Genomic DNA, 14,584 nt, shown 5'->3' with positions numbered 1-14,584 from the left:
GGACGTCTCTGCGCCCGTCATGGCCGGGCTTGTCCCGGCCATCCACGTCTGGGTTCGCGGTCCTAAGAACGTGGATGCCCGGGACAGGCCCGGGCATGACGACCTCCGATGCAGCTTGGATGTGGTCGCACCCGCGCAGAAGCAAATAGGCGTTTATTCCTGAAGCTGGCGCTTGAGCGATTCGACCTCGTCCGACAGCGCCGTGTCCTTGGAAACCAGGGCCTCGATCTTGCGCACGGCGTGCAGCACCGTGGTGTGGTCGCGCCCACCGAAGCGGCGGCCGATCTCGGGGAGCGATCGCAAGGTCAGCGTCTTGGCGAGATACATCGCCACCTGGCGCGGACGGACCACGTTGGCGGTCCGGCGCGAGGACAGGAGATCGGAGCGGCTGACATTATACTGCCGTGCCACCACGCGCTGGATGTCCTCGATCTTGATCCGCTTCGGTTCCTGCGGCCGGATCAGGTCGCGCACCTCGTGCTCCGCCATCTCCAGCGTCACCGGCCGATTGTTGAGCTTCGAATGCGCGAGCAGGCGGTTGATCGCGCCTTCGAGATCCCGGCCGTTATGGGTGATGGCGCGGGCCAGATAGGTCAGCACCTCCTCCGGCACCTCGAAGGTCGCATGATGGGCGCGGGCGGCTGCGACGCGCGACTTGAGAATACCGTGCCGCAGCTCCTCGCCGAGCGAGGCCATTTCGACCACGAGGCCGCCGGCCAGCCGCGAGCGCACGCGGTCGTCGAGGCTTTCGAGGTCGGACGGCGGACGGTCGGCCGCGATCACGACCTGGCGGCCGGCATCGATCAGCGCGTTCAGCGTGTGGCAGAACTCGGCCTGGGTCGACTTGCCCTGCAGGAACTGGAGATCGTCGATCACGAGCACGTCGATGCCGCGCAACGCTTCCTTGAAGGCGAGCGCCGTCTGCGTCTTCAGCGCGGCCACGAAGCCGTACATGAATTTCTCGGCGGTGAGATAAAGCACCTTGCGCTCGTTGCCGGAATTGCCGGCCCAGGTCACCGCCTGCAAGAGATGCGTCTTGCCGAGGCCGACACCCGCATGGATGTAGAGCGGATTGAACATGACGGGATCGCCGCGACGACCCTCGGCGACCTGACGCGCAGCCGCATGCGCCAGCGTGTTGGAACGGCCGACGACGAAGCTCGCAAACGTCAGGCGCGGATCGAGCGGCGAGCCGCCGAGTGCATCATGATTGGCCGAGACCGGCGCGGTCGCGGTCGAGCGCAGCTCCGGCGCAGGCGAGCGGCGCGTTTCGACCGGCGCGGGCGCTTCCTTCTGCTGCACCACGGGGCGCACGGCCGAGCGCACGGTGAGATCGATGCGATGCACTTCCGGCATCTCGGCCTGCCAGCACGACAGCACGCGCTCGGCATAATGGGCCTGGATCCAGCTCTTCAGGAAGCGGGTTGGCACCGACAGACGCACGCTCTCGTCCTGGACGCCTTCCAGATCCATGCGCGCGAACCAGCTCGTATAGACGTCCTCGCCTACGTTCGAGCGCAGCCGACTCTTCACGCGTGACCAGCGATCCTGTTCCGGGGTTGTCATCATTTGAGAACTTTTCTTGAGAGATAAGGTTGCGTGGTGAGCGCCATGCTGAGTTCCTGCCAGGGATACCTGCTCAGGGATATTTGCGCTGGCGGGACCTCAAGCGATTTCACCTGCAGGCATGGCTCGACCGTTCGGCGGAAACGCCGCGTCCGATCAGCAATGTCTAGAGATGGAGGGGTCGCGAGGTCAGCGCGTACTCGGCGCTCCGTTACACGCGGGAGGCTTGATGTCCGACGGATCTAAAACGGCATCGCTGGAAGTCGAAATGCTGGAAGTCGAAATGTGTTTCAATACCGCGTTGAGTTCGTAAGACATGATACCTCCCCGTCCTGCCGTGATTGCTCACGACAAGGTCCTGCGTGTCCAAACGACACCCGCTTCGTAGTCGGATGCCTGCCCGTGTACTCGTCGTCCGCTCGGCTTCGCCATCATGCCTGTCGGGGCAGCTTTCAAGATGTCTCTTAAGCGCGAGAGAAAGATCCCGCTTGGAGACATTCAGACAAAGAGCTACCGTTCCCACATTGCTGTGGGTTTTGATCCGACAATCGCTTGTTGAAGCGTCGCCTACGTGCACACCGCCGCCGATTTGCACGCTCGCCCCGTTTCCGATACCGCGCTGGTCTCAAGATCGTGGGCGCCGCTGACGTCTTAAGGAATACACTATGCGGAAAGACTCGCAACGGAATTGATTCACACTTGAGGCATCAAAAATCTTGATCTGCGTTAACGCCACGCGGCACTTGTGCACAGGCTTCAGAGCAAGTTTTTGGATTCGTGCACAGAATCGAAGATGCCGCGTCCGATGTGACAATTCTCCGCCACCGCCAAAAATTTTTTACAAAAGCGTCACGCGCGCGACGCGCGGGTGAATTTTCCAAATGCTTGGCCTCACTATGTCGATAAGTTGTTAGCGAGCCATCGTTTTTTGAGTCTCGTTTCACAGGGTAACTCCATCGCGTGACGCGATCCGGGGAAACTACGGTGTGCAGAACTCGCAAGCCCGCGAATTCAACTTGCGCCCGCCTCGCAGGGGCTTTTTGCACCGCGGTGCAAGTTTCCGCTGTTGCAAAACCATTCGCAGGTAAAACTACGGACGCGTCATGGTGCAAGCGCCGCAATCCTCCGATCGAAGGTCGTTCGACGCGTGACTGCTTGCGTGAATATGACGGGCAACAAAAAAGCCCGGCGTGAGGCCGGGCTATTTGACGCGTGTGATGTGCGATGTGATCGCCCGATCGAACGACTCGATCGGACGGCGTGCCAGAACGCTCGCGAGTTTACTTGGCGAGCTTGGCGATCTGCGCGGTGAGCCGCGAGACTTTGCGGCTGGCATTGTTCTTGTGAATGATGTTTCGCTGCGCGGCGCGCATCAAGGCGGGCTCGGCATTCGCCAGCGCCGTCACGGCAGCGGCGCGGTCGCCGGTCTTGATCGCTTCTTCGACGTTACGTACGGCACCGCGCATCTGGGTGCGGCGCGACTTGTTGACAGCGGTGCGGCGGGCGATCTTGCGCGTCGCTTTCTTGGCGGAAGTGGTATTGGCCATGGTCTCAATGTCCTTTGCGGGTACCGGTCGCGTCTTCGTCGGGTAGCGCCGGCTTGCTTGACCGCGTAATCGACGCTCGGAATTAGGGTGTTCGGTTGCTAGGCTGTTCCCGGAACATGAGCGACGGCCTTACGGCTGCCTCTGAGGCCCAAGGAGCCTCTCAGCCCAAGAAGCCTCTAAGCCCAAAGAGCCTGCATCTGCTCAAAGAACAGCGGCGGCAGGATTGCGCCCGCCGCCAGTTGGCGCCCTTATAGAGAGGGTCTTCGGCACCGTCAACGCTTTCCCGGGCTGCAAAAGCAGCCCCTCAGAGCCGGGATGAGTGCCGTAACGCCCTGAAGAGGTTGAATTTCTGCCGTCTCCCTTGTATTGGCTGGCGGCGTTCCGAGGGTCGTCCGATCGGACGACTATATAGGGTGAGGCATGATCCGCGGCTTTTTCCGACTGATTGGGCTGTTGCTGCTCGCCGGCGGGTTCATCTTCATGGTCTATGATGGCGCCCGCTGGGTGGCCGACCAGACCCTGCGGTTCACCCGCTTCGGCCAGTTCTGGAACGACATCAATCAGGCCAGCCAGACGGCATTCCGGACCTGGGTTGAGGCCAAGGCGCCCTGGCTGTGGACCTCGGTGATCCGCCTGGTGCTGGATCAGCCGGTTTTCGCCGTCCTCGGCATTCTCGGCATCCTCCTGATGATCCTGTTCCGCCCGCGCAAGCCGTTGATCGGCTATTCCCGGGATTGAGCTTTCGAGCATGCCGCGCTGTAACAGGGCTGCCGCTCCGTGCGTAAAGACCTATATTCCCACCTGATCGCGAGCACGCCGCCTGAGTAATTAGCCCAGGCGATGCACGGCTCGTTCGGAGATCCGTCCATGCTGTTCATGCGCAAGACCACCGCATTGCCGAGCGCCGCGGAAGCGCTGCCGGGCCGTGCGCAAGCCATTCCGACCGCGACCACCCATTTCGTCAACGGCGCGAAGTTGCAGCCGCCTTATCCCGCCGGTCTCGAGCAGGCGGTGTTCGGGCTCGGCTGCTTCTGGGGCGCCGAGCGCAAGTTTTGGGAGCTCGGCGACGGCGTTTACACGACTGCGGTCGGCTATGCCGGCGGCCACACGCCGAACCCGACCTATGAAGAGACCTGCTCGGGCCGCACCGGTCACACCGAAGTGGTGCTGGTCGTGTTCGATCCCACCAAGGTGTCGTACGAGAAGCTATTGAAGACGTTCTGGGAGAGCCACAACCCGACGCAGGGCATGCGTCAGGGCAACGACGTCGGCACGCAGTACCGGAGCGCGATCTACACCTATTCAGACGCGCAGAAGAAAGCGGCCGATCAATCGAAGGCGCTCTATCAGAAGGCGCTTGCTGCAAAAGGTCTCGGCACCATCACCACCGAGATCGCACCCGCCGGCGAATTCTACTTTGCCGAGGACTATCATCAGCAATATCTGGCCAAGAATCCCGCCGGCTATTGCGGCCTGGGCGGCACCGGCGTGTCCTGCCCGATCGGCGTCGGTGTGAGCGCGTAAGCTGGTCCCTCGTCATGGCCGGGCTTGTCCCGGCCATCCACGATATTTCGTGCGGCACCAAGAACGTGGATGCCCGGGACATAGGCGAGCGGAAGCGACGCCGTCCTTCGGACGGCTACGCCCGGGCATGACGGAGTGTTTGGTACCATTGCCAAGCCACCCGCCCCCTCAACGCTTTATTAACCATAACCGGTGCATCACTGGATCTGTCTCGTTTCGAGGGATAAGTCCGGTGCCGGTTGCACGCGCGTTTCGATGGTCGATCTCGGCAGCATCCCTGGCAGCGTCCGCCGCGCTGACCCTTGGCGGCTGCATGCAAACCGCTGGTCCCGTCGCCTATGTGCAGCCGCGCGCCGATCTCGATTCGATGGTCTATGGCCAGCCGTACAACGCGCCGCAGCCCGCCGTCGTCGGCAGTGGCGGCGGTGCCATCGCAGCACTCAGCAATTCCTTTGCCTCGCCTGCGCCCATGCCGGTCGGTTATGCCGCGCCGATGGCGGCGCCTGTTCGCTACGATGCCTCCTATCATCTCGACGCCGGCGACAAGCTGCGCGTGGTTGTCTACGGCCAGGAAGGTCTCACCAACAGCTACGCAATCGACGCCGGCGGCTCCATCACCATGCCGCTGATCGGCGGCGTGCCGGCACGCGGCCGCACCCCCGCGGGTCTTGCCGGCGAGATCGCCGCAAGGCTGCGCAACGGCTACATTCGCGAGCCCTCGGTCGCCGTCGAGATCGAGGCCTATCGTCCGTTCTTCATTCTCGGCGAAGTCTCCGCGCCCGGCCAGTATCCTTACGTGCCGAACATGACGGTCGAAAGCGCCGTCGCGATCGCCGGCGGCTTCTCGCCCCGCGCCAAGCGCGACGTGGTCACCGTCACGCACACCGAAGCCGGCGGCGCCATGCGCGCCGTGGTGCCGCTCGGCACCCCCTTGAGCCCCGGCGACACCGTGTTTGTCGGCGAGCGCTGGTTCTAGAGCGTTTTCGAGCGAAGTGGATGCCGGTTCGCGTAAAGAAAACGCGTCAGAAAAGAATCTAGAGCCTCGGTTCTGATGCAATCAGAACCGAAGCTCTAGCTCACCGCCTGAAATCCAGACGCCCGTTCGGAAAACATCCGTCGATCCTGGTGGCGTCGACCACCAGTCCAACCCATGGCCGTGTGATCGCCGGGTTGGTCAGGTTGATATATTTCCCGACCAGGCGACCCGCGCGATCACGCGCCGTATCGATCAGCCCGTGCCGGCGGCCATGGTCCCAGTCGAAGCGGAGGAAAATGCGCTCGCCTGCGACCCGCACCTCCGCGCGTCCTTCTTTCCAGGCTTGCGGCGTATCGCCGGCAATGGTCGGATCTGCGCCGCCATTCCAGCGGCTGGCCCAGATGCCGTCGAGCGGGTCTGACTGTGCCGCGATAATTGCCCATGCCGCCGCGTTGACGTCAGCCGCATCGCCGGCAAGCGCGGCGGTTGCGGCATAGTCCATGACGTCGCGATCATCAGGCGCGGGCACGTCCATGGTGCCGAACGGATTGCGGATGACGATGTTCGTATTGGCCTGCTGCATCATGATCTCCCGGCGCGAATTGGCTTGATCAGCCAGCTCTATCGCCGGGCAGCAGGATGCAGCCACCCGATTCCTGCTCGTCATCCGGGGCGCGCGAAGCGCGAGCCCGGAATGACAGCGAAGACAGCCGCGCGCGCTACGATTTCAAATGCTTCGCGAAAAATTCCATGCTGCGCGGCCAGGCGATGTCGGCGCTGGCCTTGTCGTAGCTCGTCCGCTCGTCGCAATGGAAGCCGTGCTGCGCGCCCGGATAGACGAAGACCTCCACGTCCGGCCGCTTCGTCTTGATGGTCTCGACGTCGGTCAGGGGAATGCCGGCATCCTTCTCGCCAAAGTGCAGCTGTGTCGGAACTTTTGGTGTCTCGTCGGCATAGCGCACGACGGCGCCGCCGTAATAGCCGATCGCGGCCTTCAGGCCCGACAGCCGCGTCGCCGCGACGAAGGCGATGCTGCCGCCCAGGCAAAAGCCGATGATGCCGACCGGGCCGACGCTCTTCACCGCATCGATCGCCGCCTGCGTGTCGCGCAGCATCGCGTCCCAGTCCGGACTGGCGACGAACTTGCGCGCTTCCGCGATCTCGTCGGGCGAGTAGCCGGACTGGAAGCCCGGCGAGGTCCGGTCGAAGATCGACGGCGCGATCGCGACATAGCCTTCCCCGGCGAGGCGATCGCAGACCGAGCGGATGTGATGGTTGACCCCAAAAATCTCCTGGATCACCACCACCGCGCCCTTCGCCGTGCCGGCGGGGTCAGCGCGATAGGCACTGAGCTGGAATTTGTCGGAGGCCGTCAGCTTGATGTCCTGTCGCACGCGGGTTGTCCTTTTGGTTAGTCTTCGATTGCGGGTTCCGCTCGTTCCACAAACTCGTCATGCCCGGGCGTAGCCGTCCGAAGGACGGCGTCGCTTCCGCTCGCCTATGTCCCGGGCATCCACGTTCTTGGTGCGGTAGGAAAGATCGTGGATGGCCGGGACAAGCCCGGCCGTGACGATGTGGCAGCTCCAACGCATGATGGCGCAGAGACGATTGCTCTGCGTCATGAAAAGCCACTCTCACTCCCACATCCAGTTCTCGCCATAATCCTCCTTCCAGCCCGCCAGCCGTCCGTGGCGGAATTGCAGGAACAGGCGGTGACGGGTGGGGATCAGTCTGCTGCCGCCGATGTTGCGAAGGGCGAGATAGATCTCGTTGCCGGGGCGTCCCCGCACATATTGCAGCGGTTGCCCCAGCGCCCGCGCAGTCTGGTCGGCATCCATGCCGAAAGCGAGCGGCGTGTTGTTCGACAAGGTCGCGACGAAGGGCAGGCGGGGCAATGTCCCGCCGAGTTGCTCGGCTTGCGCGGATGCTGACAGCAACACCGCGCCCGCAGCCAATATAGCTCGCTTCATCGCCACTGTTCCTGTCCGACCTATTCCGGCAAGTTCTTCAGGAAAGGCAGCACCGCGTCAACAAAAGCCTGTGGCTGGTCGATGTTGACGGCGTGTCCGGCGGCGGGGATCACGACTTTTTGTGCGCCGGGAATTTTCGCGGCCATGTAGTCCGAGGCAGCTAGGAACGGCGTGTCGTCGGCGCCGACCACGATCAGGCTGGGCACCTTGATCTCCGGCAGCAGCTCGATCACCTTCGCATCGCGCTGGGTCAGCATGCCGCGTGCGGCGAGCGCCAATCCCCTGGCATCGCGATGGCTCGCGGTGGCGCGCTCGCGCGTTGCCGCCTTCAGCACGTCGAGCCCTTCGCGATCGAATTTGTCGGCAGTGGCGAGCGCGCGCGCATTCCAGGCCTCGCGTGCATCGTCCTTCTTGAAGCCGGGGCCGGTGTCGATGATCAGCAGCGCGCGGACGCGCTTTGGATGCGCGCGAGCGAAGGCAAGCGACATGTAGCCGCCGAGCGAGAGCCCGCCAATGATGGCGCGCTCCGTGCCGACCACATCGAGGATCGCGGCGATGTCGCCGACGGTGAGTGCTTCGCTGTAAGCGGCGGGATCGTCGGGATAGTCGGACTGGCCGTGACCGCGCATGTCCCACAAGATCAGCTTGTGATCCCGGGCAAGTGCCTCGACCTGCCCATGCCACATTGCCGAAGTCGATGAGTAGCCGTGGGTGAGCAGCAGCGGCCAGCCCTCGCCATGAACCTCGTAATGGATTCCAACGCCGTCCCGATCGATCTTAGGCATTGCATCCACCTTATTATCTTGTCTTCCCCCATCTTAACGCGCCGGGTTACTCGGAGGAAACTGCCTGAATGCGATGGCCTGCCTGCTTGGCGTGCACTCTGTTGCGTTCAGCCGCTGCATCACCGCTGTTCTCGCAACGCACAAGATGCGCGCCTCGTTTGTTTCGATCGATTCCAAATTGCATTTGCCTCCGCGCCTGAACGCGATCATTCTTGCGATCAAGGCTGGCGCCGGCCCGGTGGGCGTCCGCTACTCAAGTTGCCGCCGTAAGCGGCTTCATGCACCGGCAGGGGAAGACGCCTATGCCAACTCTCACCATCAACGGGCGGAGTCTGTCCGTGGATGCGGCGAACGACACGCCGCTCCTCTGGGCGATCCGCGAGCAATTGCAGATGACCGGCACCAAATTCGGCTGCGGTGCCGGCCTGTGCGGGGCCTGCACCGTGCACGTCAACGGTGAAGCCGTGCGTTCGTGCCAGACCATGGTCGGCGATGTCGCCGGCAAGAAGATCACCACCATCGAAGGCCTCGCCGCCAAGGGCGACCATCCCTTGCAGAAGGCATGGATCGCCGAACAGGTGCCGCAATGCGGCTACTGTCAGTCCGGTCAGATCATGCAGGCGGCCTCGCTGCTGGCGAAGAATCCCAACCCGACCAAGGAAGAGGTCGTGGCGCATATGGACGGCAATCTTTGCCGTTGCATGACCTATTCGCGGATCCAGAAGGCAATCATGCGCGCCGCAACCGAGATGCGCACCGCATCCGCCTCCGGCAACGAGCGGAGGCCCACATGAACAAGCACGTGAACAACGTTGCGCCCGAGGCGACCGATCTCAGCCGCCGCTCCTTCCTGGTCGGCACAGCGGCCACCGGCCTCGTGCTCGGCTATGCCGGCGTGCCCGGCATCGGTGAGGCGCTTGCGGCGCCTTCGAACTTCGAGCCGAGCGTTTGGTACGCGATCGCGCCCGATGGTCTCGTCACCGTCACCTGCGGCAAGGCCGACATGGGCCAGCACATCGCATCCACCATGGCGCAGATCGTGGCCGAAGAGCTGGGCGCGAAGTGGAGCGACATGCGCGTACAGCTTGCCTCCAACGATCCGAAGTTCAACGATCCCGTGTTGGGCGCTCAGATCACCGGCGGCAGCTGGTCGACCATGATGAACTTCGAGGCCATGAGCCGCGCCGGCGCTGCCGGGCGGATGGCGTTGACAGAAGGCGCGGCCGCCGCGATGGGCGTGCCGGCGTCGGAGCTCGTGGTGCGCGATTCCATGATCTCGCACCCGAAGTCGAAGAAGGCGATGTCCTTCGCCGATGTCGTCAAGAGCGGCAAGGCGACAAAAACCTTCACGCCGGACGAGCTGAAGGCGATCAAGCTGAAGACGCCGGATCAATACACCATGATCGGCGTGTCGGTGCCGCAGCTCGACATTCCCTCCAAGACCAACGGCACGGCCAAATACGGCATCGACGTGATGCTGCCAGGCATGGCCTATGGCGCGGTCGTGACGCCGCCCGTGCGCTTCGGCGCCACGGTGAAATCGGTCGACGACAGTGCCGCCAAGAAAGTGCCGGGCTTCATCAAGGCCGTCACCCTCGACGACAAGACCGGAACGACCTCGGGCTGGGTCGTCGCGGTCGCCGGCACCTATGCCAACGCCAAGAAGGCGGCGCAGGCGCTCAAGATTGCCTATGACGGCGGTCCAAACGCGAAGGTGTCGAGCCAGTCGCTGCTCGACGAGGCCATGCGGCTTCAGAAGCAGGAGGATTCCGGCCAGTTCTTCGTCAAGGACGGCGATCCCGCGGCGGCGTTCGGCACGGCGGCCAAGGTGCTGGAGGCGGAGTACACCACCAGCATCAATATCCATGCGCCGATGGAGCCGATGAACGCCACTGCGGAGTTCAAGGGCGAGATCCTGCACATCTATTCCGGCAACCAGTTCGCAACGCGCTCCGGCGCGATCGCGGCGGGTGCGGCCGGGATCGATCCGAAGTTCGTGGTCATGCATCAGATGTGGCTCGGCGGCGGCTTTGGCCGCAGGCTCGATGCCGACATGATGATTCCGGCGGTGCAGGCGGCGAAGGCCATCGGCAAGCCGGTGAAGGTGATCTATACGCGCGAGAACGACATGACGATGGATTTCTCGCGTCCGCTCACCTACCAGAAAGTGAAGGCAGGCGTGGACGGCGACGGCAAGCTCATCGCGCTCAGCCACGACGTGGTTTCGGCGTGGCCGACCCAGCGCTGGGGAATACCCGATTTCCTGACGCCCTCGGTCGACAAGAAGGGTCCGCTCGACTCCTTCACGGTGAACGGGGCCGACTTCTTCTACACCGTGCCCAACCATCATGTGCGCGCGATCAAGAATGAGATGGCGCACAACGCGACGCCGTCCGGCCAGCTCCGCTCGGTCGCGCCGGGCTGGACCTTCTGGGCGGTCGAAAGCATGATCGACGAGATCGCGGCGGCGGCGGGCAAGGACCCCGCGCAGTTCCGCATCTCGCTGCTCGACGGTGCAGGCAAGAACGACGGCGGTGCGCAGCGGCTGCGCAATACGCTGCTCGCCGCGATGGGTCTTGCCGGCTACGGCACCAGGAAGCTGCCGAAAGGTGAGGGCATGGGCGTGGCCTGCGTCTCGTCGCAGGAACGCGCGACCGCAAGCTGGACGGCCTGCGTCGCTCACGTCGCCGTGGCGCCATCGGGCGAAGTGACCGTGAAGAAGCTCACGGTCGCCACCGATGTCGGCACGCAGGTGCATCCCGACAACATCCGCGCCCAGGTCGAGGGTGCGGCGCTGTGGGGCCTGTCACTGGCGATGTACGAGAAGGCGACGCTGAAGGACGGTGGCATCGAACAGACCAATTTCGACAGCTACACGCCCTTGCGCATGAGCCAGGTGCCGGAGGTCGCGATCGCCGTGATCGCCAATGGCGAAAAGGCCACTGGCGTCGGCGAACCCGCGGTGACAGTGATCGCACCCGCGATCGGCAATGCCATCTTCAACGCCTCGGGCGCCCGCGTCCGGGCCCTGCCGATCACGGCCGAAGCCGTGAAGGGCGCGATGAAGGCGTAAGGCTGGTTGCGATTGTTGACCTGACATGATCCGCCGGGGGCAGCCCCCGGCGGATTCGTCGTTAAAAAAGCTCTGTGTTTGCAACCACATCTCTACTGTGCATGGGGTTGTTTTCGAGGTTTTTGATTGGAACCGCCGGGGACGCGAATTCCGTAAAATTGTCCCAGATTCCGCAGGGTTCCATTGAGCACGCCTCTTAAGGGCCGGAGAACCTGATCCGGCTTAGGCTTTTGCCCGAAACACGCCCGTGCTCTTGGGGAAGCCATGAACGCCTCAGCCAAACCCGCCGCCAAACGCCGGCTTCTGCTCGCCTCCGACCGGAGCGACGAGAGCACCGAGCTCGCCAGCATTCTCAAGGCGGTCGGCGACGTTGCCACTGTAACGACGCAGGAGCTCCCCGAGCAGCCCTCGCGCGATCTCTCCGGCCTCGTGGTCGACATCAATCTGCGCTCGCCCGACAGCGTGCAGCGGGTGCGCAACAAGCTGCGCGGCGACGCCTATCGCGCCATGCCTCGTCTGTTCGTGCTTGCGGACGCCCTGCATCACGGCACCATGCAGGCCTGGGCGCTGGGCGCCACCGACACCATCTCGCGGCCGCTTCAGCCCGAGGACATCCTGCAGCGCATCCGTGCGGCCTTCCCCGACACCGCCGTCTATGACGCGACCGATCGCGGCAAGACGCTCAATCGCGGCGTCGAGGCCGCGCACGCGGTACTGAAGAAGATGTTCGAGAAGCTGCCGCTCGGCGTACCCCTGACCTTCGACGACATCATCGCCGCCGAGAGCAAGATCCTGAAGGCGATCAAGCACTCCTCGCTGCGCGAGTGGCTCACCACGGTTGGCTGCCACCATGTCGGCAGCTACCGGCATTGCCTGTTCGTGACCGGATTTGCGGTCTCCTTCGCCCAGCACCTCGGCATGCGCGAGGACGACCAGCGCCGGCTGACCCGTGCCGCGCTGCTGCACGACGTTGGCAAGGCGTTCGTTCCCTCCGCGCTGCTCGACAAGGCCGGCAAGCTCACCGACGAGGAGATGGCCGAAGTCCGCCAGCATCCGCGCCGCGGCTATGACGCGCTCGCGGCTCAAGGCGGCTTTCCGCCGGAGATGCTGGACGTCGTGCTGCATCACCACGAATTCCTCGACGGCTCGGGCTATCCCAACAATCTCTCGTCGAACCAGATCAGCGATATCGTGCGGGTCACGACGATCGTCGACATCTACGCGGCACTCGTGGAGAAGCGCGCCTATCGCATGCCCTTCACCCACTCGCGCGCGTTTGCGATGATGGAGGGCATGGGCGGCAAGCTGGACCAGCAGCTGTTGCAAGCGTTCCGCCCGGTGGCGCTGGGGTCGTTCTGAGCTCGGTGTCGTCCTGGCGAAAGCCAGGACCCATTACCCCGAGCGCTCGTTTGGCGAACACTGTGGCAACGACCATCCGGCCCATTGCATAGATCACGCGGTATGGGTCCTGGCGTTCGCCAGGACGACGTTGTGGTAATCGCTCGTGCTACCCCACCATCTTCCTCAGCTCCGCCTTCGCCACCTTCTCCAGCGTCGAGCGCGGCATGTCGTCGACGAAGCGGATCTCGCGCGGCACCTTGAAGTCGGCGAGGCCGGCGCGGCAGGCGGCCATCACGGCCTCGTGCAGATCGGGCCGCGCAGCGGCGACGCCACCCTGCGGGATGACGAAGACGACCGGCACCTCGTCCAGCATCGGATGCGTCTTCGCCACCACGGCGGCCTCGCGCACGCCGGGGACCAGTGCGACCACCTGCTCGATCTCCGACGCGGCGACGTTCTCGCCGCCGACCTTCAGCATGTCCTTGCTGCGGTCTGCGAAGCGAATGTAGCCGTTCTCCAGCCGCCCCACGCGGTCACCGGTGAGAAAGAAGCCGTGCTCGTCGAAGCTCTCGCGCGTCGCCTTTTCGTTGTGCAGATATGCGGCGAACAGCGACAGGCCGACAATGCCCTTGATCGAGAGATTTCCGGTGCCGTCGATTTCGGTCGGCCGCCCGTCGTCGTCGGTGATGCGGATTTCATATTCCGGCGCGGCGCGGCCGATCGACATCGGGATGTTGGGCTGGTCGATCTCGCCGACGATGCCGTGGGTGATGGTCTCGGTCATGCCCCACCAGCCGATGATCTTGACGCCGAAGGCGGCGAAGGCCGGCGGCTCGTTGATCGCGGTGCCCCACAAACGGAATTTGTGATCGCGCGGGATGTCCTGTTCGAGCAGCGCCTTCATGCAGAACGGGATCGTCGAGGTCCAGGTCGAGCCGTGCTCGCGCGCAGCGCCCCAGAACCGGCTGGCGGAAAAGCGCGGCTGGATCACGCAGGTGGCGCCGACCCATAGCGTCGCCAGCATCGAATAGGCCAGCGCGTTGGTGTGGAACAGCGGCAGATAGGCCTGATGCACGTCGCTTGCGTGCAGGTCTTCGTGCGCGGCGTTGATCTTGGCGCCCCACAGCGCGTTGGCGTGGGTCCACAGCACCGCCTTGGGGCGCGATGTCGTGCCCGAGGTGTATTGGACGCTGCACGGCGCGAGCGGATCGATCGCGCGCCTGGGACGGTCGGCGCTGTCGGCGAACAGCTCCTCAAAGCTGTCGCCGCGTGAGACCGGGTTCTCGGGCGGCGCGCCCGCATCGTGCGAAGTCACCGCCATCCAGCGGATGTTGCGGCAATTCTGCGCGACGATCTCGGCATAGGCCGGCTGTGTGATCCCGGCGACCGCGCCGCAATGATCGGCAAAATAGTCGAGTTCGGCCGGCGCCGAGCGCGTGTTGGTGGTCACCGCGATGGCGCCGAGTTCGACACAGGCGAACCAGGCCAGCAGCGCCTCGATGCAATTGTCGAGGTGAATGAGCACATATTCGCCCGGCTTCACGCCGCGCTTCGTCAGTCCCGCCGCGAGCGCGCCGACCCGCTCGTGAAACTCGCCATAGCTCCAGCGCCGCGCAGGCGCGTCGAACGGCGCCCAGATCAGGAACGGATGTGAGCTGCGCACGTCAGCCCGCATCTTCAGCAGCCAGGGCACATCGAGCCCGTCGAATGGGCCGACGATTCCGGCGGCGGCTTGCGAAGTCGGCATATGTCCTCCCGTGCAGCCTGCATCTTGCCGGCGGCCGCGTTTTGATGATTGCGTC

13 protein-coding genes are annotated in these 14,584 nt (G+C 64.0%); 6 read left to right on the top strand and 7 right to left on the bottom strand.

Annotated features, from left to right (window positions below):
- Nucleotides 1–153 precede the first annotated feature (153 nt).
- Together dnaA and rpsT are read right to left on the bottom strand one after the other, a co-directional pair.
- Nucleotides 154–1,566, bottom strand: coding sequence for a chromosomal replication initiator protein DnaA (dnaA, locus tag AB3L03_RS16645; protein ID WP_026233035.1), 1,413 nt, complete (start codon nucleotides 1,564–1,566; stop codon nucleotides 154–156).
- A 1,280-nt stretch (nucleotides 1,567–2,846) separates the two neighbouring features.
- A complete protein-coding gene (rpsT, locus tag AB3L03_RS16640) occupies nucleotides 2,847–3,113 on the bottom strand; it encodes a 30S ribosomal protein S20 (protein ID WP_007598259.1) in 267 nt (88 codons plus the stop codon).
- 420 nt (nucleotides 3,114–3,533) lie between these two features.
- On the opposite strand from rpsT, the gene AB3L03_RS16635 reads away from it, so the two are divergent.
- The 3 genes from AB3L03_RS16635 (at nucleotide 3,534) to AB3L03_RS16625 (ending at nucleotide 5,613) form a co-directional block, all read left to right on the top strand.
- The gene (locus AB3L03_RS16635) at nucleotides 3,534–3,851 is read left to right on the top strand and encodes a hypothetical protein (RefSeq protein WP_007616084.1); all 318 of its coding nucleotides are present in this window, start codon (nucleotides 3,534–3,536) and stop codon (nucleotides 3,849–3,851) included.
- Nucleotides 3,852–3,980: 129 nt separating this feature from the next.
- Complete coding sequence (gene msrA / locus AB3L03_RS16630) at nucleotides 3,981–4,637, top strand: peptide-methionine (S)-S-oxide reductase MsrA (RefSeq protein ID WP_247475054.1); 657 nt, start codon at nucleotides 3,981–3,983, stop codon at nucleotides 4,635–4,637.
- Nucleotides 4,638–4,869: 232 nt separating this feature from the next.
- Nucleotides 4,870–5,613, top strand: coding sequence for a polysaccharide biosynthesis/export family protein (locus AB3L03_RS16625; protein ID WP_018455842.1), 744 nt, complete (start codon nucleotides 4,870–4,872; stop codon nucleotides 5,611–5,613).
- 100 nt (nucleotides 5,614–5,713) lie between these two features.
- On the opposite strand, the gene AB3L03_RS16620 is transcribed toward AB3L03_RS16625, so the two are convergent.
- The 4 genes from AB3L03_RS16620 to AB3L03_RS16605 form a co-directional block, all read right to left on the bottom strand.
- Nucleotides 5,714–6,196, bottom strand: coding sequence for a hypothetical protein (locus AB3L03_RS16620; protein WP_026233038.1), 483 nt, complete (start codon nucleotides 6,194–6,196; stop codon nucleotides 5,714–5,716).
- A 136-nt stretch (nucleotides 6,197–6,332) separates the two neighbouring features.
- Complete coding sequence (locus AB3L03_RS16615; protein WP_018455844.1) at nucleotides 6,333–7,007, bottom strand: dienelactone hydrolase family protein; 675 nt, start codon at nucleotides 7,005–7,007, stop codon at nucleotides 6,333–6,335.
- A 240-nt stretch (nucleotides 7,008–7,247) separates the two neighbouring features.
- The gene (locus AB3L03_RS16610; RefSeq protein WP_026233039.1) at nucleotides 7,248–7,583 is read right to left on the bottom strand and encodes a hypothetical protein; all 336 of its coding nucleotides are present in this window, start codon (nucleotides 7,581–7,583) and stop codon (nucleotides 7,248–7,250) included.
- A gap of 20 nt (nucleotides 7,584–7,603) precedes the next feature.
- Nucleotides 7,604–8,368: an alpha/beta fold hydrolase gene (locus AB3L03_RS16605; RefSeq protein ID WP_018455846.1), complete on the bottom strand. Its 765-nt coding sequence runs from the start codon at nucleotides 8,366–8,368 to the stop codon at nucleotides 7,604–7,606.
- Nucleotides 8,369–8,670: 302 nt separating this feature from the next.
- Between AB3L03_RS16605 and AB3L03_RS16600 the strand changes: the two genes are divergently transcribed.
- The 3 genes from AB3L03_RS16600 (at nucleotide 8,671) to AB3L03_RS16590 (ending at nucleotide 12,800) form a co-directional block, all read left to right on the top strand.
- On the top strand, nucleotides 8,671–9,162 hold the full coding sequence (locus AB3L03_RS16600) for a (2Fe-2S)-binding protein (protein WP_007616069.1): 492 nt from the start codon (nucleotides 8,671–8,673) through the stop codon (nucleotides 9,160–9,162).
- Nucleotides 9,159–11,441 carry a molybdopterin cofactor-binding domain-containing protein gene (locus AB3L03_RS16595; protein ID WP_204513067.1) on the top strand — a complete coding sequence of 761 codons (2,283 nt, stop codon included), beginning with the start codon at nucleotides 9,159–9,161 and terminating at the stop codon, nucleotides 11,439–11,441. The genes AB3L03_RS16600 and AB3L03_RS16595 overlap by 4 nt, the downstream gene beginning before the upstream one ends.
- A gap of 264 nt (nucleotides 11,442–11,705) precedes the next feature.
- Complete coding sequence (locus tag AB3L03_RS16590; RefSeq protein WP_204513068.1) at nucleotides 11,706–12,800, top strand: HD-GYP domain-containing protein; 1,095 nt, start codon at nucleotides 11,706–11,708, stop codon at nucleotides 12,798–12,800.
- A 148-nt stretch (nucleotides 12,801–12,948) separates the two neighbouring features.
- Here AB3L03_RS16590 and AB3L03_RS16585 read toward each other — a convergent pair whose 3' ends face one another.
- Complete coding sequence (locus AB3L03_RS16585; RefSeq protein ID WP_368508930.1) at nucleotides 12,949–14,529, bottom strand: AMP-binding protein; 1,581 nt, start codon at nucleotides 14,527–14,529, stop codon at nucleotides 12,949–12,951.
- Between the last annotated feature and the right edge of the window lie 55 nt (nucleotides 14,530–14,584).

It is taken from the genome of Bradyrhizobium lupini, from assembly GCF_040939785.1.
GTDB lineage: Bacteria > Pseudomonadota > Alphaproteobacteria > Rhizobiales > Xanthobacteraceae > Bradyrhizobium > Bradyrhizobium canariense_D.
Note: the sequence above shows the minus strand (reverse complement) of the source record. Positions and strands in the feature narration are given on the sequence as shown.